20 protein-coding genes are annotated in these 21,352 nt (G+C 74.1%); 11 read left to right on the forward strand and 9 right to left on the reverse strand.

All coding sequences use genetic code 11. The features are described 5' to 3' along the window. Positions 1-8: 8 nt before the first annotated feature. Positions 9-848 carry a class I SAM-dependent methyltransferase gene (locus IF19_RS0131095; RefSeq protein ID WP_030114412.1) on the reverse strand — a complete coding sequence of 280 codons (840 nt, stop codon included), beginning with the start codon at positions 846-848 and terminating at the stop codon, positions 9-11. A gap of 407 nt (positions 849-1,255) precedes the next feature. Between IF19_RS0131095 and rpsA the strand changes: the two genes are divergently transcribed. Beyond that, the gene (gene rpsA / locus IF19_RS0131100; protein ID WP_006123726.1) at positions 1,256-2,770 is read left to right on the forward strand and encodes a 30S ribosomal protein S1; all 1,515 of its coding nucleotides are present in this window, start codon (positions 1,256-1,258) and stop codon (positions 2,768-2,770) included. 100 nt (positions 2,771-2,870) lie between these two features. Here rpsA and IF19_RS0131105 read toward each other — a convergent pair whose 3' ends face one another. Beyond that, positions 2,871-3,830, reverse strand: a complete 960-nt coding sequence (locus IF19_RS0131105; protein WP_030114413.1) for a right-handed parallel beta-helix repeat-containing protein — start codon at positions 3,828-3,830, stop codon at positions 2,871-2,873. A gap of 371 nt (positions 3,831-4,201) precedes the next feature. Between IF19_RS0131105 and IF19_RS0131110 the strand changes: the two genes are divergently transcribed. From IF19_RS0131110 to IF19_RS0131120, 3 genes are all read left to right on the forward strand, one after another. After that, positions 4,202-5,140: a PAC2 family protein gene (locus IF19_RS0131110; protein ID WP_030114414.1), complete on the forward strand. Its 939-nt coding sequence runs from the start codon at positions 4,202-4,204 to the stop codon at positions 5,138-5,140. A gap of 31 nt (positions 5,141-5,171) precedes the next feature. After that, positions 5,172-5,777, forward strand: a complete 606-nt coding sequence (gene coaE, locus IF19_RS0131115; RefSeq protein WP_030114415.1) for a dephospho-CoA kinase — start codon at positions 5,172-5,174, stop codon at positions 5,775-5,777. Positions 5,778-5,926: 149 nt separating this feature from the next. Then, positions 5,927-6,295 carry a tetratricopeptide repeat protein gene (locus tag IF19_RS0131120; protein WP_030114416.1) on the forward strand — a complete coding sequence of 123 codons (369 nt, stop codon included), beginning with the start codon at positions 5,927-5,929 and terminating at the stop codon, positions 6,293-6,295. 58 nt (positions 6,296-6,353) lie between these two features. On the opposite strand, the gene IF19_RS0131125 is transcribed toward IF19_RS0131120, so the two are convergent. Next, positions 6,354-6,662 carry a DUF6343 family protein gene (locus IF19_RS0131125; protein ID WP_030114417.1) on the reverse strand — a complete coding sequence of 103 codons (309 nt, stop codon included), beginning with the start codon at positions 6,660-6,662 and terminating at the stop codon, positions 6,354-6,356. 149 nt (positions 6,663-6,811) lie between these two features. Between IF19_RS0131125 and IF19_RS0131130 the strand changes: the two genes are divergently transcribed. Continuing rightward, positions 6,812-7,510, forward strand: a complete 699-nt coding sequence (locus IF19_RS0131130) for a class I SAM-dependent methyltransferase (RefSeq protein WP_030114418.1) — start codon at positions 6,812-6,814, stop codon at positions 7,508-7,510. 83 nt (positions 7,511-7,593) lie between these two features. Here IF19_RS0131130 and IF19_RS0131135 read toward each other — a convergent pair whose 3' ends face one another. Further along, positions 7,594-7,950 carry a hypothetical protein gene (locus IF19_RS0131135; protein ID WP_030114419.1) on the reverse strand — a complete coding sequence of 119 codons (357 nt, stop codon included), beginning with the start codon at positions 7,948-7,950 and terminating at the stop codon, positions 7,594-7,596. A gap of 452 nt (positions 7,951-8,402) precedes the next feature. Here IF19_RS0131135 and IF19_RS0131140 point away from each other — a divergent pair, with 452 nt between their 5' ends. From IF19_RS0131140 to IF19_RS0131150, 3 genes are read left to right on the forward strand one after another with little or no spacing between them, the layout of a single operon-like run. Further along, entirely contained in the window at positions 8,403-11,429 is a 3,027-nt protein-coding gene (locus tag IF19_RS0131140) for a DEAD/DEAH box helicase (RefSeq protein ID WP_030114420.1), read from the forward strand. Continuing rightward, on the forward strand, positions 11,426-12,781 hold the full coding sequence (locus IF19_RS0131145; RefSeq protein WP_030114421.1) for an SWIM zinc finger family protein: 1,356 nt from the start codon (positions 11,426-11,428) through the stop codon (positions 12,779-12,781). The genes IF19_RS0131140 and IF19_RS0131145 overlap by 4 nt, the downstream gene beginning before the upstream one ends. A 43-nt stretch (positions 12,782-12,824) precedes the next feature. Continuing rightward, entirely contained in the window at positions 12,825-13,556 is a 732-nt protein-coding gene (locus IF19_RS0131150) for a DUF7873 family protein (RefSeq protein WP_030114422.1), read from the forward strand. A gap of 376 nt (positions 13,557-13,932) precedes the next feature. Here IF19_RS0131150 and IF19_RS0131160 read toward each other — a convergent pair whose 3' ends face one another. Together IF19_RS0131160 and IF19_RS0131165 are read right to left on the reverse strand one after the other, a co-directional pair. Next, entirely contained in the window at positions 13,933-14,580 is a 648-nt protein-coding gene (locus IF19_RS0131160) for a cysteine peptidase family C39 domain-containing protein (RefSeq protein ID WP_030114423.1), read from the reverse strand. Further along, positions 14,577-15,788 (reverse strand): pyridoxal phosphate-dependent aminotransferase, encoded by a 1,212-nt coding sequence (locus IF19_RS0131165; protein ID WP_030114424.1) that lies wholly within the window; start codon positions 15,786-15,788, stop codon positions 14,577-14,579. The genes IF19_RS0131160 and IF19_RS0131165 overlap by 4 nt, the downstream gene beginning before the upstream one ends. A gap of 85 nt (positions 15,789-15,873) precedes the next feature. Here IF19_RS0131165 and IF19_RS0131170 point away from each other — a divergent pair, with 85 nt between their 5' ends. Further along, positions 15,874-16,566, forward strand: coding sequence for a winged helix-turn-helix transcriptional regulator (locus tag IF19_RS0131170; RefSeq protein ID WP_030277855.1), 693 nt, complete (start codon positions 15,874-15,876; stop codon positions 16,564-16,566). 213 nt (positions 16,567-16,779) lie between these two features. Beyond that, the gene (locus tag IF19_RS0131175) at positions 16,780-17,427 is read left to right on the forward strand and encodes a nucleoside/nucleotide kinase family protein (RefSeq protein WP_030121109.1); all 648 of its coding nucleotides are present in this window, start codon (positions 16,780-16,782) and stop codon (positions 17,425-17,427) included. Positions 17,428-17,489: 62 nt separating this feature from the next. On the opposite strand, the gene IF19_RS0131180 is transcribed toward IF19_RS0131175, so the two are convergent. Next, positions 17,490-18,380, reverse strand: coding sequence for a carbohydrate kinase family protein (locus IF19_RS0131180; RefSeq protein ID WP_030114428.1), 891 nt, complete (start codon positions 18,378-18,380; stop codon positions 17,490-17,492). 92 nt (positions 18,381-18,472) lie between these two features. Then, positions 18,473-19,408: a pseudouridine-5'-phosphate glycosidase gene (locus tag IF19_RS0131185; RefSeq protein WP_030114429.1), complete on the reverse strand. Its 936-nt coding sequence runs from the start codon at positions 19,406-19,408 to the stop codon at positions 18,473-18,475. 105 nt (positions 19,409-19,513) lie between these two features. Between IF19_RS0131185 and IF19_RS0131190 the strand changes: the two genes are divergently transcribed. Beyond that, positions 19,514-19,876, forward strand: a complete 363-nt coding sequence (locus tag IF19_RS0131190) for a cupin domain-containing protein (RefSeq protein ID WP_030114430.1) — start codon at positions 19,514-19,516, stop codon at positions 19,874-19,876. A gap of 59 nt (positions 19,877-19,935) precedes the next feature. On the opposite strand, the gene IF19_RS0131195 is transcribed toward IF19_RS0131190, so the two are convergent. Further along, positions 19,936-21,138 carry an MFS transporter gene (locus IF19_RS0131195; protein ID WP_030114431.1) on the reverse strand — a complete coding sequence of 401 codons (1,203 nt, stop codon included), beginning with the start codon at positions 21,136-21,138 and terminating at the stop codon, positions 19,936-19,938. Between the last annotated feature and the right edge of the window lie 214 nt (positions 21,139-21,352).

The following is a 21,352-nucleotide window of genomic DNA, read 5'->3' on the forward strand; positions in this document are numbered from 1 at the left end:
CCGGGCGGTCAGTCCCGCTCGCACACGAAGATCGCCGTGCCCGGGATCAGGTTGCCGCGCAGCGGGGACCAGCCGCCCCACTCCTGGTCGTTCCAGGCGGGCCATTCCGGTTCGACCAGGTCGACCAGCCGGAAGCCGCCCGCCACCACGTCACGGACCCGGTCGCCGAGCGTGCGGTGATGTTCCACATAGACGGCCGTGCCGCTCTCGTCCTGCTCGACGTAGGGGACGCGGTCGAAGTAGGAGGCGGCGACGGACAGGCCCTCGGGCCCCGGCTCGTCCGGGAACGCCCAGCGGATCGGATGCGTCACGGAGAACACCCAGCGCCCGCCCGACCGCAGCACCCGGCGCACCTCGCGGAAGACCCGCACGGGGTCGGCGACGAACGGGACAGCCCCGTACGCGGAGCAGGCCAGGTCGAAGGAGCCGTCGCGGAACGGGAGCCGGCCCGCGTCGGCCTCCACCAGGGGCACGTCGCCGCCGATCCGCAGCGCGTGCTGGAGCTGGCGGTGCGAGAGGTCGAGGGCGACCGGGCGGGCGCCCCGCGAGGCCAGCCAGCGCGAGCACTGGGCGGCCCCGGCCCCGATCTCCAGGACGTCGAGGCCCGCCAGGCCGTCGGCCGGCCCCAGCAGGGCGGCCTCCGCCTCGTCCAGCCCCTCCGGGCCCCAGACGAAGCGGTCGTCCCCCAGGAACCCGCCGTGATCGCTCTGGTACTCGTCGGCGTTCCGGTCCCACCAGCCCCGGCTGGCCCGGCTGCTCTCCGCCTCGTCGGCGGGGCGGCGGGTGGCCTCCGCCCCGGCGTCGTCGGCCGCTTCCGCGGAGTGGGTGCGGTGGATCTCTTGGCTCATCGTGCCCGCCGTTGTAGTTTGCCTTCACCCGCCGCACGCGGTACATACCAGGGGTGTACTCCCGGGTAGGGGCCCGCGTCCGGGGTGCCGTGCCGTGGTGTTCCGGGACCGACGAGGCCCCGGGGAACAGGAGTTGTGCCGGGAATGGGGCGTTCCGCCCCGGGTGTGCGCCTTCGCGCATTGACCCTGTCCGGCTGCCCCCGTATGCTACAAGTTGCGCTGCGAGCCTGCGCGCTTCAGACCTAGCAGGCCGCGCTCGCGTCTGTTGCATGTCCCCTCGGTTGTCGAGGCGTCTCTCCGGAAACGGATTGCGCGCTTTCCAGGCTGTCCGGCTTCTGCAGAGGCGATACGGGCTTTCGGCGTGGCATTACCTACGACTCTCTGTCCGTACCGGAGCCCTTTCCCACATGACGAGCAGCACCGAGACCACCGCCACCACTCCGCAGGTTGCGGTCAACGACATCGGCGACGCGGACGCGTTCCTCGCGGCGATCGACGAGACGATCAAGTACTTCAACGACGGCGACATCGTTGACGGTGTCATCGTCAAGGTTGACCGGGACGAGGTTCTCCTCGACATCGGTTACAAGACCGAAGGTGTCATCCCGAGCCGCGAGCTCTCGATCAAGCACGACGTCGACCCGAACGAGGTCGTCAAGGTCGGCGACGAGATCGAGGCCCTGGTTCTCCAGAAGGAGGACAAGGAAGGCCGCCTGATCCTCTCGAAGAAGCGCGCTCAGTACGAGCGTGCCTGGGGCACCATCGAGAAGATCAAGGAAGAGGACGGCATCGTCACCGGTACCGTCATCGAGGTCGTCAAGGGTGGTCTCATCCTCGACATCGGCCTCCGCGGCTTCCTCCCGGCGTCGCTCGTCGAGATGCGTCGTGTCCGCGACCTCCAGCCCTACGTGGGCAAGGAGCTCGAGGCGAAGATCATCGAGCTGGACAAGAACCGCAACAACGTGGTCCTGTCCCGCCGCGCCTGGCTCGAGCAGACCCAGTCCGAGGTGCGCCAGACGTTCCTCACCACCCTGCAGAAGGGTCAGGTCCGCTCCGGCGTCGTCTCCTCGATCGTCAACTTCGGTGCCTTCGTGGACCTGGGCGGCGTCGACGGTCTCGTGCACGTCTCCGAGCTGTCCTGGAAGCACATCGACCACCCCTCCGAGGTCGTCGAGGTCGGTCAGGAAGTCACCGTCGAGGTCCTCGACGTCGACATGGACCGCGAGCGCGTCTCCCTGTCGCTCAAGGCGACGCAGGAAGACCCGTGGCAGCAGTTCGCCCGTACGCACCAGATCGGTCAGGTCGTCCCGGGTAAGGTCACCAAGCTCGTTCCGTTCGGTGCGTTCGTCCGCGTCGACGAGGGCATCGAGGGTCTGGTCCACATCTCCGAGCTGGCCGAGCGCCACGTGGAGATCCCGGAGCAGGTCGTCCAGGTCAACGACGAGATCTTCGTCAAGGTCATCGACATCGACCTCGAGCGCCGCCGCATCAGCCTCTCGCTGAAGCAGGCCAACGAGTCCTTCGGTGGCGACCCGGCCTCGGTCGAGTTCGACCCGACCCTGTACGGCATGGCCGCGTCCTACGACGACCAGGGCAACTACATCTACCCCGAGGGCTTCGACCCCGAGACCAACGACTGGCTCGAGGGCTTCGAGGCGCAGCGCGAGGTCTGGGAGACCCAGTACGCCGAGGCGCAGCAGCGCTTCGAGCAGCACCAGGCCCAGGTCATCAAGTCCCGCGAGGCCGACGAGGCTGCCGCGGCCGAGGGCGCTGCCGCCCCGGCCGGCGCTGCTCCGGCCGCCTCCGGCGGCAGCGGTGGCGGCGGCTCCTACTCCTCGGAGTCGGCGGACAACTCCGGCGCCCTGGCGTCGGACGAGGCCCTTGCCGCGCTGCGCGAGAAGCTCGCGGGCGGCCAGAGCTGACGCTTTGACCCCTGCGGCCGATCGGCTGCGGTAGCTGTACAGCGGTAGGTGAGGCCCGTTCCCTTCGGGGGGCGGGCCTCACTCGCGTTCGCCGGGGCCGCTACGGGGTGACGGCGATGTTGGTCAGCCCCTTGCCGCCGGTGACGGTGTTGCTCGCGTACACGGTGGTCCGGCAGTCGGGGCCGCTGTTGGTGACGTTGACGGCGAGCTGCTTGTCGCCGGTGGCGCCCGTCAGGTTCGAGGAGTTGTTCCGGAAGACGGCGCCGCAGCCCCAGCCGCTCCGCTGGGTGTGGGTCTCGTAGCCGTTGTTGGTGGTGCGGGAGCCCTTGTTGCCCTCCACCAGGACGTCGTTGCCCTTCACGTCGACCCAGGAGTCGTCGTAGTTGGCGCCGGTCAGCCCGTCGCCGTCGAAGGTGTTGCCGATGATCCGCGCCCCGGTCGTGCCCTCCTTGATGTCGACGGACTCGCCGCCGACGCCGGGGCCGATGGTGTTGTTCAGGATCCGCGCGTTGTCGCTGCGGTCGGAGAGGTCGCCGGCCGAACCGACGTACACGCCCTCGCCCATCCCGCGCCCGTTCTGCCCGGTGTCGTGGATCCGCGAGTTCTTCAGGACGCCGTCCCTGCTGGAGTCGCGGAAGTGCACGCCCTCCATGTCCAGGTCGTGCACGGTCACCGAGTCGATCACGACCCCGTTCGCCGCGTCGGTCACGATCCCCTTCTGGCCGCCCCTGACCGTGACCCCGTGCACCGTCCAGTACGAGGCGCCGTTCAGGTGCAGCCCGTAGCCGCCGCCCGCCGCCAGGACCGCCCCGGCGGAGCCGGTGAGGGTGATCCGCGCCCCGGAGGTACCCGGACGGGTGGCCTTGAAGTTCCCGGTGTAGGTGCCGTCGGCGAGCCGGATCGTGTCGCCGGGGGAGACGGTGGTGAGCGCCGACTTGAGCTGGGCGGCCGTGCTCACGTCGATCACGGCGGCGTTCGCCGGGCCGGCCGAGACCACGGTGAGACCGCCCGCCGCGAGGGCGGCGGCGAGCAGGGCGGTGAGGGGGGAGCGGGTGCGCATGGGGGGCCTTCCCGTCGGGGGAGTTGCGTCCGGAGCGTGCGGGCGGGTGTGCCGGTGCGTGCGTGGCAGGGCCGGGGGCGGGTGTGCGGGCGTGCCCGTGCGGGTGCCGGCACGGCCGGATGGTCGCGTGCGGGGATGTGTGGGGATGCGGAGCGTCGTGCTCTTCGGAACGCTCCGTGACGGTAGGGGCGGCGCCCGGACCCGTCAAGGTCTGGACCAGGATGGGCGTACGGCCGGCGTCGGCGGAGCGTCCGCACCGGGGGGCGGCCGACGGCCCGTGAACCGCTCCCGCCGGGAAAGGTCCGGGCGAGGGGGAATGCCCGTGCGGCCGGCCGCGTTCTCGCCTAGGAACACGAGGAGGAGCGGTAACCGTGCCTGATCCGCAGAGTTTGTACGAATGGGAGCCGAAGGGCCTGGCCGTCGTCGACATGGCGCTGGCACAGGAGTCGGCCGGCCTGGTCATGCTCTACCACTTCGACGGCTACATCGACGCGGGCGAGACCGGCGAGCAGATCGTCGACGGCCTGCTCGAGACGCTGCCGCACCAGGTCGTCGCGCGCTTCGACCACGACCGGCTCGTCGACTACCGCGCACGGCGCCCCCTGCTCACCTTCCGCCGCGACCGCTGGACCGCCTTCGAGGCCCCGACCCTGGAGGTCAGGGTGGTCCAGGACGCCACGGGAGCGCCCTTCCTGCTGCTGTCGGGCCCGGAGCCGGACGTGGAGTGGGAGCGGTTCGCCGCGGCCGTCGAGGAGATCGTCGAACGCCTCGGCGTCCGGCTCGCGGTCAACTTCCACGGCATCCCGATGGGCGTCCCGCACACCCGTCCCGTCGGCGTCACCCCGCACGGCAACCGCACCGACCTGATGCCGGGCCACCGCAGCCCCTTCGACGAGGCGCAGGTGCCCGGATCGGCCGAGGCCCTCGTGGAGTACCGGCTGATGGAGGCGGGCCACGACGTCCTCGGGGTCGCCACCCACGTTCCGCACTACGTGGCCCGCTCCGCCTACCCGGACGCCGCCCTCACCGCGCTGGAGGCGATCACCGCGGCGACCGGCCTGGTGCTGCCCGCCCTCGCGCACACCCTGCGCACCGAAGCGCACCGCACCCAGACCGAGATCGACCGGCAGATCCGCCAGGGCGACGAGGAACTGGTCTCCCTGGTCGAAGGACTTGAGCACCAGTACGACGCCGTCGCCGGCTCCGAGACCCGCGGCAACCTGGTCGCCGAACCGGCCGACCTGCCGTCCGCCGACGAGATCGGCCGCGAGTTCGAGCGGTTCCTCGCCGAACGGGAGGGCGAGGGCTGAGCGCCCCCGGGCGGCCCGTAGGCTGCGGCCCATGCTGAAAGTGGGTCTGACCGGTGGCATCGGCGCCGGCAAGAGCGAAGTGTCGCGGCTGCTCGTCGAGCGCGGCGCCGTCCTGATCGACTCCGACCGGATCGCCCGCGAGGTCGTCGAGCCCGGAACACCCGGACTCGCGGCCGTCGTCGAGGAGTTCGGTCCGGACATCCTGACGGCGGAGGGGACCCTGGACCGCCCGGCGCTCGGCGCGCTCGTCTTCGCCGACGACCAGCGGCGGGCCGCGCTGAACGCGATCGTCCACCCCCTCGTCGGCGCCCGCGCGGCCGAGCTGGAACGGGCGGCTCCCGAGGACGCCGTCGTCGTCCACGACGTACCCCTCCTCACCGAGAACGGGCTCGCCCCCTTCTACGACCTGGTCGTGGTCGTCGACGCCTCCGCCGAAACCCAGCTCGACCGGCTCGTCACGCTGCGCGGAATGACGGAGTCCGACGCCCGTGCCAGGATGTCCGCCCAGGCGACCCGAGAGGAGCGCCGCGCCGTCGCCGACCTGGTCGTGGACAACGACGGCACGCACGAGGCGCTGGTCGAGCAGGTCGACGCGGTCTGGGACGAACTGGTCCGCAGGGCCGCCGCCCCGCGCTGAGCACCGCTGGGGGACGCCCGGCGCGCGGCCGGCGGAACACGAAGAGCCCCGGCGCCGGAATACCGACGCCGGGGCGGACGTTGACGGCGCGTGGGGGCCCGTGCGAGGTGCGCGCGGCCGAGAACCCGAGGACCGGGAAGGACGGAACCGTGCCCGAGAGGAACCCGGAGACCGACGTCATCGACTTCCGCGCGGCCGAGCAACTGCTCGACGCCCGGGACCCCCGGGGCGCCGTCAAGCTCCTCGACTCGGTGATCGCCGCCCACCCGGAGAACACCGCCGCCCGGCTGCTGCGCGCCCGCGCCTTCTTCGCCGCCGCCCAACTGCGCCCGGCCGAGCTGGAGTTCGAGCTGGTCCTGGAGCGCGAACCGGACAACGCGTTCGCCCACTTCGCGCTGGCCCGCACCTTCGAACGCTCCGGCAACCCGGTCCGGGCGACCCGGCACTTCCGCCTGGCGGCCGCGCTGGACCCGAAGCCGGAGTACCTGCGCGCGGCGAAGTTCGACGAGCGGCCCTGAACGGACCGGGGCGCGCTCCCCGGCGTGCGGGCCGGGGAGCGGCGGCGGTCCGGCACGGTCAGCCCGAGGGCCCGCGCGGACGCCGGTCGCCGCGGTCCGGCTCGTACGGCGGAACCTCCCGGCCCGGCTGGTAGCGCGAGCCCTGGCGCATCCGGTACGTGACCACGCAGAGGTCCGTCACCGCGACCAGCAGCACCACCCCGCACGCCGCCGCCCAGCCGGGTCTGCCGTTCACCGCGAAGGCCACCAGGCCGAAGAGGGCCCAGGCCGTGCCCCACAGGCTCAGCCAGAGCCGCATCCGCAGCGGACTGCGGGCGGTCGTCGGTTCACTGCCGGTACGCATGGCGATCACCTCACTCCCCAGCATGGACCCACCCGGCGAAGGACGCGGCGCGGTGCGGCGTACGCGACCGGAACCGCCGGGTGCGCGGACGGGCGCGACCACCCGCGGTGACGGCGAGTTGCAGCCGGTGGGCGGCGGTGGAACCGGGGGCGGCGGCGGATCGTTCGTCTCTCATGAGCGAGTCACTGGTACGTGAGGGGTACGCCGGGACCGGCCCCGGGGCCATCACGCCGGACGGGTGCGCGGTCGAGCTGTACCGCCGGCTGGCCGTGGGCGACGAACCGGACGTGATCGCGGGCGCGGCTCCCGCCGGGGCGAGCCTGCTCGAACTGGGCTGCGGCGCGGGGCGGGTGACGCATCCGCTGGCGGAGCGCGGGTTCCGGGTGACGGCGGTGGACGAGTCGCCGGAGATGCTGGAGCGGATCGCCGGGGCGCGGACGGTGCGGAGCCCCATCGAGGCGCTGGATCTGGGCGGCGAGCGGTTCGACGTGGTGCTGCTCGGCTCGTTCCTGGTCCACGCGGGCGAGCACCGGGTGCGCGACGCGATGCTGCGCGTCTGCCGCGCCCACGTACGGGACGACGGGATCGTCCTGATCCAGCGCGAGGGCGTGGCACACCGCTCCGAGCTGCCGTGGGAGCGGACCGACGCGTCGGGCTGCCTGATCCGGATCGTCTCCGCCGATCCGGTGGGCGACGGTGTGCGCTCGGTGCGCGCGGAGTACCACTACGACGACGCCCGGTGGACGCAGACGTTCCTGTCGCGCGAGCTGTCCGACGCGGAGCTCGCCGGGCATCTTCTGGCGGCCGGGCTCCGGGTGGAACGCGTCCTCACCGACGACGGCACCTGGCTGCTGGCCCGCCCGGTCCTCTGAACGGGCTGTCTCCGGCCCGGCGCGCCGCTCCCCGTTCCGCCGCCGCCCTCCGGTGGGCCGAGCCCGTCGGCACACGCGGCCCGTCAGTGCACGAAGCTGTAGCTGCGCCACGGCCCGCTGCCCGGTGCGGTCACATCGCTGAACCGGGTCGGCACGTACGTCGTCCCGCGCCCCGTGCAGTCACGGGTGCGGTACAGGATCACGTCGACGAGCGTCCCGTTCTCCACCTCGTGGGCCCCCGCCGGGGCCATCCGGTGGCAGCCTCGCACCGAGGGGCTGTTCACCTGCACCACCGCGTCGCGTTCCGTCGTGTACGTCACGGGGCCCACGGCGGTCCGGCCGAGTCCGGAGCAGCCGGTGGCGGCGAGGGCGAGGAGCGAGACCCCGGCGACGGCGCCGAGACGGCGTCGGCGGCGGGGAGCGGTAGCGGTCACGGACATGGGCGGGTCCTCGTCTGCTCGTCCGGTGCTCGTCCGGCGGATCGGTACGTCGGGGGAGACGTGCTGGCGCTGGCCACCCTGCCCGCCCGGAGCGCCCCCGGCATCCGGTGCGCGGCCGACCGGGCGAGGGCACGCCCGGCGGATCCCGACCGGGACCGCGACAGCCGGTCCGACCCTGATCCGCCGGACACACCCCTGGGGCGCGTCCGGCGCGGGGTCGCCGCTCCAGGTCCGCCACCGGCCGTCACCGAGCGTCGCCGGGACGGTGAGCGGCGGGAACCTCTCCCGCCCGGGGCACCGCTCCGGTCCGCCCCCGTCCCGTCGCTGACCTGCGGTGACGGGGCGGGAGTCCGGAGTGTCAGACCGCCCGCCTAGACTCGCGGCATCAGCACATTCCGTGCTGGGGACGACCGGAAAACGACCGCGATACGGGCGGGAGGGGGGTGGCGGACATGACGACGGGGACCCGTGCGGGCGGACCGGGCGGCGCCGAGGGCGCGCCCCGGAGCGCCGACGCCGCCCGTCTGCTGCGCCGCGCGGCGCTCTTCCTGCCCGGAGCGGTGCCCCGGGACGGCCGGATCGCCTTCTGGGACCCGGACGGCGAGGACGACGCGCCGGGACGGTTCGCGGAAGAGCCGGAGCCGGTCGGGGCGCCCTTCGGGGCCGCCGACGCGGGCGCGCGCCGCGACCCCGTCCCGTACACCCCCGGCAGGCTCACGGTCGTCCGGGCGGACCCGGCGGCCGGCCCCGGCGAGGTGCGCGCGGCCGAGTCGCCCGTGGCGCTGCTGACCGTCGAGGACGCGCTGCCCCTGCTCGTACGGGCCCGGCACCTGGCCACCGCCCACCCCGCCACCCGCTGCTGGGGCGCCGCCGCGCTGCACGCCCTGCACCTCGTCGCGCGCGGCCGGCTCCTGCCCGGCCTCACGGCGGACGGCCACGACGCCTGGCGGGCCGGCCCCAGGGACGCCGAGGACGTCGCGCACCTGCGCGCGGTCGCCGCCGCGCTGCCGCCCGAGGGACACGCGGCCCCGGTGCCCGGCGCCGGGGCGCCCCGGCTGCCCGACCCGGAGGCGCTGGTCGGGGCGTTCCTGGACGCGGTCGCGGACACGCTGCCGCGCACGCCCGCCGCCGCGTACGCGATGGGCGCCCCGTTCGCCGCCCGCGAGGCCCAGCATCTGCCGCACGCCGCAGCCTGGGCCGTCGAGGTGGCCTCGGGACTGGACGCGGGCGTACGGATCTCGCTGCGCCTGGACCTCTCCGCGTACGAGCTGTTCGACACCTCCGACACCTCCGCGCCCACCGCCGCCCGCGAGGAGGCGGAGGACGGGGGCGGCGCGGGGCGGACCGCGTCCGGGGGCGATCCGGCGGCCCGCCGGGCCGCGGCGGCCGTCGTCCAGGTCCACAGCCTCGCCGACCCGACGTACGTGGTGGACGCGGCCGCTCTGTGGGGCGGCGCGGCGGGCGAGCCGTTCGGGCCGCGCGCCCAGGTCGACGCGGTGCTGGCGGTCCGTCGCGCCGCCCGCGTCTGGGCCCCGCTGGAACGGCTCCTCGGCCAGCCGGTCCCCGACGTCCTGGCGATCACCGAGGACGAGCTGTACGAGCTCCTGAGCGACGGCGGCTCGCGGCTGGCCGCCGCCGGGGTCGAAGTGCACTGGCCGCGCGAGCTGGCCCGTTCGCTCACCGCGACCGCCGTCGTGCGGCCCGCGCCCGGGTCGGCCACCGACGGCACGTCGTTCTTCGACGCCGAGCACCTCTTCGCCTTCGACTGGCAGCTCTCCCTCGGGGACGAGCGGCTGACCGAGGCCGAGATGGACGCCCTGGCCGAGGCGCACCGCCCGGTGGTGCGGCTGCGCGACCAGTGGGTGGTCGTCGACCCCGCCCTGGTCCGCAAGGCGCGCAAGCGGGAGCTGGGGCTGCTGGACCCCGTGGACGCGCTGGCCGTCGCCCTCACCGGCAGCGCCGAGGTGGACGGCGAGCGGGTGGACGCGGTCCCCGCCGGGGCCCTGGCCGCCCTCCGCACGCGCATCCTCGACCAGGACGCGGTGATCGCGCCCCCGCCCGGCCTCGACGCGACCCTGCGCGACTACCAGCTGCGCGGGCTGGCCTGGCTGGACCGGATGACCTCGCTCGGGCTCGGCGGCTGCCTCGCCGACGACATGGGCCTCGGCAAGACGATCACCCTCATCGCCCTCCACCTGCACCGCGCCCACCCCTCGCCCACCCTCGTGGTCTGCCCCGCCTCCCTCCTCGGCAACTGGCACCGCGAGATCAACCGCTTCGCCCCCGGCGTCCCGGTGCGGCGCTTCCACGGCGCCGACCGCACCCTGGGCGACCCGGACGGCGGTTTCGTCCTCACCACGTACGGGACCATGCGCTCCAGCGCCGCCGAGCTGGCCGCGCAGAGCTGGGGCCTGGTCGTCGCGGACGAGGCGCAGCACGTGAAGAACCCGCACTCCTCCACGGCCAGGGCGCTGCGCACCATCCCCGCCCCGGCCCGGGTCGCCCTCACCGGCACCCCCGTCGAGAACAACCTCTCCGAGCTGTGGGCGCTCCTCGACTGGACCACGCCCGGACTACTCGGCCCGCTCAAGGCGTTCCGCGCCCGCCACGCCCGGATCGTGGAGAGCACGGACACCGCCGCCGGGCTCGGCAACGAGGAGGCCGTCGAACGGCTCTCGCGCCTGGTGCGCCCCTTCCTGCTGCGACGCAGGAAGTCCGACCCGGGCATCGCCCCCGAGCTGCCGCCCAAGACCGAGACCGACCACCCCGTCTCCCTCACCCGCGAGCAGGCCACGCTCTACGAGGCGGCCGTCCGCGAGACGATGGCGCACATCGAGGCGGCGGAGGGCATCGCCCGGCGCGGCCTGATCATGAAGCTGCTGACCTCGCTCAAGCAGATCTGCAACCACCCGGCGCAGTATCTGAAGGAGGAGCCCACCCGCCTCGTCGGCCGCTCCGGCAAGCTCGCCCTCCTCGACGAACTGCTCGACACGATCCTGTCCGAGGACGGCTCCGTCCTGATCTTCACCCAGTACGTGTCGATGGCGCGGCTCCTGTCCGCGCACCTCGCCTCCCGCGCGATCCCCTCCCAACTCCTGCACGGCGGCACGCCGGTGGCCGAACGGGAGCGGATGGTGGACCGCTTCCAGTCCGCCGAGGTCCCCGTCTTCCTGCTCTCCCTCAAGGCGGCCGGCACCGGGCTCAACCTCACCCGCGCCGCCCACGTCGTGCACTTCGACCGCTGGTGGAACCCGGCCGTCGAGGAGCAGGCCACCGACCGGGCGTACCGCATCGGGCAGACCCAGCCCGTGCAGGTCCACCGGATCGTCGCCGAGGGCACGGTGGAGGACCGGATCGGCGAACTGCTGGAGTCCAAGCGCGCCCTGGCCGACGCGGTCCTCGGCAGCGGGGAGAGCGCCCTCACCGAGCTGAGCGACCGCGACCTCGCGGACCTCGTGGCCCTGCGGAGGCCCGCATGAGCCCCCGCCCGACCAGCGGTACCGCCGCCCGCAGGTCCGCGCCGCGCGCCAGGATCGGCCCGGACGACCTGCGGCGCACCTTCGAGGCGGTGCCCGCCCGCGCCTCCGCCGAGGGCGAGCCCTTCGCGGCCAGCTGGTGGGGCCGGGCCTGGGTCGACGCGCTGGAGTCCCTGTCCATGGACGAGGCCCGCCTCGCCCGCGGTCGCGCGTACGCCGACGACGGCCAGGTCGCGGCGATCACCGTCACCCCCGGCCGGGTCGTCGCCTACGTGCACGGCAGCCGGGCCCGTCCGTACCGGGCCGAGCTGCGGCTGCGCACCTTCGCCGACCCCGGCTGGGAGGCCCTGCTCGACGCGGTCGCCGCCCGGCCCGGCCAGCTGTCCGCGCTGCTGGCCAAGGAGATGCCGCACTCCCTGTCGCGTACGGCGGAGGAGGCCGGGGTCCGGCTGCTGCCCGCCGCCGACGACCTCGACCCCAGCTGCACCTGCCCCGACCACGGGCGGCCCTGCAAGCACGTCGCCGCCCTCTGCTTCCAGACGGCCCTGCTCCTGGACAGCGACCCGTTCGTCCTGCTGCTGATGCGGGGCCGGGGCGAGCGCGAGCTGCTGGACGCCCTGGGCCGGCACAACGCGGAGCACTCCGCCCGCGAGCGCCCCGCCGCCCCGGGCCTCTTGTCGGTCGCCGCGCGCGACGCCTTCGCCGTGCGCTTCCGGGCCCCGCTCCCGGCGCCCCTGCCCGCCCCGCCGCACCCCGGCCAGCCCCCGTCGTACCCGGACCTCCCCGGCGCCCGCGACCCGCTGGGCCTGGACCACCTCGCCACCGACGCCGCCGCCCGCGCCCACGCCCTGCTGACCACCGGCCGCGATCCGCTGGCCGGGCTCACCGCGTGGCAGGACGCCGTGCGGCTCGCCGCCTCCCGCCCGACAGCCGGACTCACCGCCACCACCCGTGCGCTCTACCGGGAGCTGGCGTACGCCACCGGCCGCACCACCACCGACCTGGCCCGCGCGGTCGCCGGCTGGCGGCAGGGCGAGGCGGAGGGCCTGGCGGTCCTGGAGACGCCCTGGGACCCGCCGGCCGGCCCCTTCGACCGGGCCAGGCCCGCCCTCGCCGCCGCCGGGCACCCCCGCTTCACGCCCCGGCGCAACCACCTGACCCACCCGGGCGGCTCGCTCCAGCTCCGCTTCGGCCGCGACATGCGCTGGTACGGCTACGAGTCCGACCCCGGCGCCGAGGACTGGTGGCCGCGCGCCGCCCCGGACCCCGACCCGGTGACCGTCCTGGAGGCGCTGCTGGCGGGTGACCGCGTCCCGGAGGCCACCGGGGACGACGACCCCCACTACGTACGGTAAAACCCGTGGCCGGAGGGGAGTTGCCGCTGTTAGCGTCCTCGACGTGGCGAAACTCAATCAGATCATCGCAGTGGAGAAGGGCGTCAAGACCAAGGCGCACCAGGACCTGACGGCGGCTCATCACGGGCTCCAGAAGGCGGCGTTGCTGGCCGGGATCTCCCGTACCTACCAGCCCAAGGACGAGGAGGGCGAGCAGCTTCCGCCCGAGTCGACGCTGGTCCAGGTCAAGGCGGAGGACGTGCTGCGGCAGACCGCCGCCACGCTGACCCGCCTCTTCGATGTGACCGCCACGAAGGACTGGGCGAACTGCTCGGCCCGCGCCGATGTGAAGGTCGACAGCCGGGTGCTGGTGAGCGAGGTGCCGGTGGCGTACCTCCTCTTCCTGGAGAAGCAGCTGACCGACCTCAACACCTTCGTCCGCAAGCTGCCGGTGCTGGACGCGGCCGAGGCGTGGGTGCAGGACCCGTCGACCGACTCCTGGAAGACCGAGCCGGTTCGTACGCTCCGCACCAGGAAGGTGCCCCGCAACCACGTGAAGGCGGAGGCCACCGAGAAGCACCCGGCGCAGGTCGAGGTGTACTACGAGGACGTCCCGGTCGGGTACTGGACGACCGTCAAGTTCTCCGGGGCGCTGCCCGCGCGGCGCGTCAACGAACTGCTGGACCGGATCGAGAAGCTCCAGCAGGCCGTGAAGTTCGCCCGCGAGGAGGCCAACGGCGCGGAGGTCACCGACCAGCGGGTGGGAGATGCGGTATTCGGTTACCTCTTCGGGTGACCGACCATGGATTCCCCGGCCGCCGATGACGGTGACCGGGGTGCGCGAGGAGCGCAAGCTGAAACTGAGGCTTGTCGTGAAAGCGCGGTCCCAGTGGAGGTTCGACTCCTCCCTCCGGCACGGGCCGGAGTAGCCCAAGTCGACAGAGGCAGACCGCCGTCAATCTCAGACTCTTGCTCCAGACTCAGCATGCGCCGCCGATCGCCGGATCGAACGGGCCCGGGCCCGCGCGCGTCGAGATGCCGGTTCAAGTCCGGCCCGCAGAGCTCCGATCTGCGGTGGTCCAAAGGCAGGACGCGACGACATCATGACTGACCCGGACCCTTAAACGTGCCGGCGTGCGAGATGGGCGGCAACCACAGGGCCCGGAGGCCGGCTACGCCTCCGGGCCCGCTCCCGTCTCCGACGCCTCCGCCGATCCCAGCGAGACGCCCCGGCCCGCGAAGAACCGCTCGAACTCCGCCAACGGCAGCACGGCCGCCCGTGTCCCGGCATCCGTCCCCGACGGATTGTGGAAGTGGACGCCCGCCCCGTCCGCCGTGCGCGCGGTCACCAGCACCAGATGCCCGCCCCGTCCCGGAGCGGGCCGCTCCGGATGCCGGATCCCGTAGTGGACGGAGGCCAGCACGGTCCGGCCCGCGTCCAGCAGTCCGGGGATCCCGGTCACGTCCAGGTGCCGGTGCACCGTGGCCTCACGCCCGTACACCTCGCTCACGTACTCCGCGAAGGGCGCGTAGACCAGGCCCCGGATGGTGCCGTCCGCGTCCTCCGTGTACGCCCCGTACTTCAACGCCCCGTCCCGCAGCGCGAACAGCGAGGGGGCGTCGGCGCCGAGCGCCATGCGCAGACAGGTCATCCCGCACAGATGGCCTGCCCAGCGCGCGTACTCGGCGGGCGAACCGGCCCCCGATCCGGCCCAGCCGGGGTCCTCGGCCGGATCGAGCCCGCCCTCCACGATCGCCCCCACCAGCTCCGGAGTGGCGAACTGGGTGTGCACGGGGACGGAGCAGAGGGCACAGGTCACTGGCGATATCCGTTCAGGAAGCGGCCGATGCGGCTGATCGCCGCGTCGAGATCATCAGCGTACGGAAGGGTCAGGATGCGGAAGTGGTCCGGGCGCGGCCAGCTGAAACCGGTGCCCTGCACCACCTGGATCTTCTCCCGCAGCAGCAGGTCCAGCACGAACTTCTCGTCGTCCACGATCGGGTGGACCTTCGGGTCGATGCGCGGGAAGGCGTACAGCGCGCCCTTCGGCTTCACGCACGAGACGCCGGGGATCTCGTTCAGCCGCTCCCAGGCGCGGTCGCGCTGCTCGTGCAGCCTGCCGCCCGGCGCGACCAGTTCCCGGATGGACTGCCGGCCGCCGAGCGCGGCCTGGATGGCGTACTGCGCGGGCGCGTTGGGGCACAGCCGCATGGAGGCCAGCATGGTCAGGCCCTCCAGGTAGTCGCGGGCGTGCTGCCGGGGGCCGGACACCACCAGCCAGCCGGAGCGGAATCCGGCCACCCGGTACGTCTTCGAGAGCCCGCTGAAGGTGAGGCAGACCAGGTCCGGGGCGAGAACGGCGGCGCTGTGGTGCTCGGCGCCGTCGTACAGGATCTGGTCGTAGATCTCGTCGGCGAACACCATCAGGTTGTGCCGCCGGGCCAGATCGAGGATGCCTTCGAGGACCTCGCGCGGATAGACCGCGCCGGTGGGGTTGTTCGGGTTGATGATCACGACGGCCCTGGTGCGGTCGGTGATCTTCGCGGCCATGTCGGCGAGGTCCGGATTCCAGTCGGACTCCTCGTCGCAGACGTAGTGCACCGCCTTGCCGCCCGCGAGGGTGGTGACCGCCGTCCAGAGCGGGAAGTCCGGGGCCGGGATCAGCACCTCGTCGCCGTCCTCCAGCAGCGCCTGCACGGCCATGGAGATCAGCTCGGAGACCCCGTTGCCGAGGAAGACGTCGTCCACGCCGATCCCGGTCAGCCCCATGGCCTGGTAGCGCTGGACCACCGCGCGCCGGGCCGAGAGGATGCCGCGCGAGTCGGTGTAGCCGTGGGCCTGCGGCAGCATCCGGATCATGTCCTGGACGATCTCCTCGGGAGCCTCGAAGCCGAAGAGCGCGGGGTTGCCCGTGTTGAGCCGGAGCACGCTGTGGCCCGCCTCCTCCAGGGCGTTGGCATGCTCGATGACCGGGCCCCGGATCTCGTAGCAGACCTCGTTGAGCTTGCTGGACTGCCGGAACTCCATGCGCTGCCTCCCGAGCCGAATTGCGGTACTTGGTTTTACCAAGCTTGAGCTTGGAAAGTCCAACAACATGTCTAGACTGCGTCGCATGCCACGTCAGCAGCAGCCGCCCGCACGCCCCGCACGCCGCCGGAGCTACGACCAGTTCGACGCCACCGCCCGCGCCCTCGACTCCGTCGGCGACCGGTGGACGCTGCTGATCGTCCGTGAACTGCTGGGCGGCCCCCGCCGGTACACCGACCTCCACGCCGACCTGCCCGGCGTCAGCACCGATGTGCTGGCCTCCCGCCTCAAGGACATGGAGCAGGGCGGACTGGCGCTGCGCCGCAAGCTGCCGCCCCCCTCGGGCGCTTCGGTCTACGAGTTGACCGAGCACGGCCACGGCCTGCTGCCCGTCCTCACCGCCCTCGCCGCCTGGGGAGCGCCCGCCCTCGCCGAGCGCCGCCCCACGGACGCGGTCCGGGCCCACTGGTTCGCCCTGCCCCTGCTCGGCGCTCTCGCCGGACTCACGGGCGGGGGCGTCCTCGAAGTCCGGCTCGACGAGGGTGCGTTCCACCTCCATGTGGGCGGGGGAGCGGGGGCGGTGGTGCCGGGCGCCGAGGCGTACGGAGCGGTGTACGGGTACGGCCCCGCCGACCGCCCCGACGCCCGGATCGCCCTGGACGCGGAGGTCTGCCTGGAGCTGGCGCGGGGCGGGACGACCTTCGCGGAGGCGGTGAAGGGCGGCCGTGCGGAGGTGACGGGGGAGGGGCCGCTGGCGGCGGAGCTGCGGGGGGAGTGACCGGCCCGCCTCTCGACAGCGCCGGCCGGGCCCCGGGCCGCTTCGGGGGAGCGGCTGCCCCTCGACAGCGTCGGCCGAGTCCCGGGCCGCCTCGGGAGAGCGACTGCCCCCGGCCGCCCCTCTCCGGTGTCGGCCGAGCCCCGGGCCGCCTCTCCACGGGGCCCCGGCCGCCCTTTCGCGCCGCCCGCCCGCCGGACCGGTGATGATGGGACCGTGCGATTCGAACCGATCACCCGGGAACGGCTGGCCCGCGAACTGGCGCGGTACGGCGACGGTCGATCCGCCGCCGACGGCGGGTCCCGGCTCGCGTTCGGCATCGACGGGGCGCCGGCCGCCCGCACCGGTGAGACGGCCGGCCGCCTGGCCGAGGAGCTGGGACTGCTCGGCCGCTCGGTCCTCGTCGTCCCCACCGAGGGCTTCCTGCGCCCGGCGAGCCTGCGCTACGAGTACGGGAAACGGGACCCGGACGCGTACCTCGACGGCTGGTACGACACCGGGGCGCTGTGGCGCGAGGTGTTCGGGCCGCTGGAGGCGGGCGGTTCCGGCCGGGTGCTGCCCGACCTGTGGGACCCCGTGACGGACCGGGCCACCCGTACCCCGTACCGGCAACTGCCCGAGGGCGCGGTCGTGATCGTGCACGGGCCGTTCCTGCTGGGGCAGTGGTTCCCGTTCGCGCTCGGCGTCCATCTGCGGCTCTCCCCGGGCGCGTTGCGGCGCCGGACGGCGGAGGACGAACGCTGGACCCTGCCCGCCTTCGCCCGGTACGAGGACGAGGTCGGGCCGGCGGAGCGCGCCGACGTGGTGGTGCGGGCGGACGACCCGTCGCGCCCGGCCTGGACGGGGCTGCCCGGGGCCGGGTGAGCCCGCGGCCCCTGCCGCGCCGCCCCCCCCCGCCGCGCAGGCTCCCGCCGCGCCGGCCTTCGTCAGCGCGCGGCGAGGGGCGGACGCCCGCCCACCGTGCCCACGGCCGCCGCCCCGGCCCGGCAGCCCGCGAGCGCGGCGGCCGTATCGTCGCTCCCGGCCAGCAGGGCCGCCAGGAACCCGCCGGTGAACGCGTCGCCCGCACCGGTGGAGTCGACCGGCTCACCCACGGGCGGGGCCGCGACGCGGCCGACGACCTCGCCCCCGGCGGCCACCACGGCCCCGTGCGCGCCCAGCGTGACGACGACGCGCGGGAACCTCCGGCTCAACTCGGCCGCCGCGTCCCCCGGTTCGGGCAGCCCGCTGAGCAGCCGGGCCTCGTCCGCGTTGGGCACGAGCAGCTCCGCCCCCTGCGCGTACTCCAGGAAGCGCTTCGGTCCCAGCGCGCCGAGGAACCCGGCCGACGCCGGGTCCACGCTCACCGGAACGCCCCGCTCCACCGCGGTCCGCAGCGCGAGGCGGGCGGCGGCCCGGCTGCCCGGGGCGAACAGCAGATAGCCCGAGACGTGCACCCGCCCGACGCCGTCCAGCACCGAGGGCGCGACGTCCTCGGCGGTGAGCCGCAGCACCGCCCCGCTGTCGGTCAGGAACGTCCGCTCGGCGCCCGCGTCGACCAGTGCGATCACGGTCGCGGTCGGGGCCTCGTCGTCCACGGCGAGGAGCGCCCGCACCCCCGCCCGCTCCAGCGCCTCGCGGTGCCAGCCGGCGGACTCCACGCCCGCCCTGGCCAGCAGGCGGACGTCCGGGCAGCCCGACCACGCGGCCCAGCACGCGACGTTGGCTCCCGCGCCGCCCGGCAGCGTACGGATGCGGGCCGTCGTGTCCGTTCCGTACGCGAGGGGCGTCCGGTGCCGCGCCACGACGTCCGTCACCACCTCGCCCACCACCAGCAGACCGTCCCCGGCCGCCGCGTCTCCCGCACGGGGATTCCGCGCGGTGCCTGCGCCCCTGGCGCCGTCCACCGGCCGCCCGTCCCCGGGACCGGTCACCTGGGTTCCGCGGCCGCGACCGCGATCCGTGCGGCGAGCGCCACGTTCCCGCGAACCGCCGCGAGGTTCGCCTCCAGGGACGCGCCATCGGTCCGCCGCATCAACTGGTCGAGCAGGAACGGCGTCACGGCCTGCCCCGCGACGGCCCGCTCCCGGCACGCGTCCAGCGCCTCCGCCAGCACCCGGTCGTGCAGCCGGGGATCCAACTGCTCCTCCTCCGGTACGGGGTTGGCGACGATCAGCGCGGTGGGCGGCCCGCCCAGCGCCGCCTTCGCCCGGATCACCTCCACCACCTCCTCGGGGCTGTGCACCGTCCAGTCGACGGGCTCGCCGGAGCTGCTCAGATAGAAGCCGGGGAAGCGCCCGGTGCCGTACCCGAGGACGCCGACGCCGAGGGTCTCCAGGCGCTGGAGGGTCGCCGGGACGTCGAGGATCGACTTCACCCCCGCGCAGACCACGGTGATGCCGGTGCGGGCGAGCAGCCGCAGATCGGCCGACTCGTCCTGGTCCACGGCCCATTCCCGGTGGACGCCGCCCAGCCCGCCCGTCGCGAAGACGCCGACCCCCGCCCGTGCCGCCAGGAACGCCGTCGCGGACACCGTCGTCGCACCGCTCGCCCCGGTGGCCAGCGCCGGGGCGAGATCGCGGTGCCCCAGCTTGCGTACCGAGGGATCGGCGGCGACCCGCTCCAACTGCTCCGCGCCCAGACCGACATGGGCCCGCCCGTCGAGCACGGCCACGGTGGCGGGGACGGCCCCGGCGGACCGGACGAGCCCCTCCAGTTCCAGGGCCACGGAGAGATTGCGGGGGCGCGGCAGACCGTGCGCGATGATCGTCGACTCCAGTGCCACGACGGGCCGTCCCGCGCCCAGAGCGGCGCGCACCTCCGCCGAGAGCACCGGCTCATAGGGTTCGGGCGAGTTCTGCGACATGCCCCCATCCCTGTCGCGGACCGTGGGGGCGCAAACCACGGGCGGGCTCCTTACGGCGGGTCCTGGTCGCGAGGTGGCCGGAAGTAGTCGCTAAGGTGACCGGCCATGACGACAAATGGCCAGGCCACCCCCTCCTTCGCCGTGCACATCCCGGACGCCGAACTCGTTCCGGAACCTCTCGATCCGTCGCAGATCGTCTCGGGCGACCCCGTGGTGACGGGCAAGGTGCTGTGGGAATCGCCCGACGGCAAGCAGATCCGGGGCATCTGGCAGATCACGCCCGGCGTGGTCACCGACACCGAGGCGAACGAGCTGTTCGTCGTCGTCAGCGGCCGGGCGACGGTCGCGGTCGAGGGCGGGGCGACGCTGGAGATCGGCCCGGGGGACGCCTGCGTCCTGCGCGAGGGCGACCGGACGACCTGGACCGTCCACGAGACCCTGCGCAAGGCGTACCACATCAGCCTCTGACCGGAGGACGGCCCGGGACGCGCGGCCGGGGCGGTGCGACGGTGCGCCCCGACTACGGATCAGCCCGCCGCCGCGTCCGGCCGCCGCAGGCTCCTGCGCAGGGTGAGCGCGGCCACCGGCAGGAGCAGCGCGGCGCCGATCGCGTTGAGCGGGCCGTACCCCCACTGCGCGACGATCACCCCGGCCGCCGCCCCGCCGACCCCGGCCGCCGCGTTCATGGTCAGGTCCGAGAGCCCCTGCACCGCGGCCTGGGCGGACCGGGGCACGGCGTCGGTGAGCAGCGCCGAACCGGCGATCATCCCCGCCGACCAGCCGAGCCCCAGGACGAACAGGCCCGCGGCGGTCTGCCCGTGCCGGGGTCCGGCGGTGCCCGCGAGCAGCGCGGCGCAGCCCAGCAGCCCGACGGCCAGCCCGATCACCGCCGGCCTTCCGAACCGGTCGGCCAGCCACCCCATCACCGGCGAGAACGCGTACATGCCGGCGATGTGGCCGCTGATGACCAGCCCGATCAACTGGAGACCGGCGCCGTGCCGGCCCAGGTCGACCGGGGTCATGACCATGATCGACACCATCACGGTGTGCGACACGGCGACCGTCACCAGCGCCAGGCGTGCCGTCGGCGACTCCCTGACCGCCGCGATCCCGGCCGCGAGGGAACGTTTCGGCGGCTCCACCGGGCCCTCCGGCGCCAGGGCGCGGGCGGTGAGCAGCGGGTCCGGGCGCAGCGCGAGCGCCACGACGAGCGCGGCGACCAGGAACACGGCGCCCGAGCACAGATACGGCCCGGCCGCCTCCGGTATCGGCGTACCGCGGAACAGTCGGCTCGCCGGGGCCGAGATGTTGGGCCCCAGCACCGAGCCGATCGTGGTGGCCCAGACGACGGTGGAGATCGCCCGCCCCCGCCGTTCCGGTCCCACCAGGTCGGCCGCGGCGAACCGGGCCTGGAGACCGGCCAGCGACCCCGCGCCGAACGCGGCCATGCCGAGCAGGAGCAACGGGAAGCTGGGCAGCATCGTGGCGACGACCACCAGCCCGCCGCCGAGCGCGCCGATCAGATAGGCGAGGACCAGGCCGGCGCGGCGTCCCCGTCCGGTCATCAGCGCGGCCAGCGGCAGCGACAGCAGCGCGGTGCCGATGACGGACGCGGTCGGCGCCAGACCGGACAGCGCCTCCGATCCGCTCACCTCGGCGGCCAGCATCGGGGCCAGGGCGATACCGACGGCGACACCGAGCCCGCCGAGTATCTGGCTGACGACGAGCACGGCCGACGTCCGGCGCTGAAGAGCGGGCAGAGCGGCGGCGGTGACCTGGGGGAGGGGAAGGGATCGCGTCACCGGCGCAGTGTGCCATTTCCCGGCCGCCGCCATGCACCCGTTCGAGTGAACAGGTTCTCGCGAGGACCGCCCGTGCGGACTCCGCACGGGTGGTCCTCGCGAGAACCGCCCGTGCCGAATTCGGCACCGGCGGAGGCCGATC

Source organism: Streptomyces californicus (genome assembly GCF_000717645.1).
Taxonomy (GTDB): Bacteria; Actinomycetota; Actinomycetes; order Streptomycetales; family Streptomycetaceae; genus Streptomyces; species Streptomyces californicus.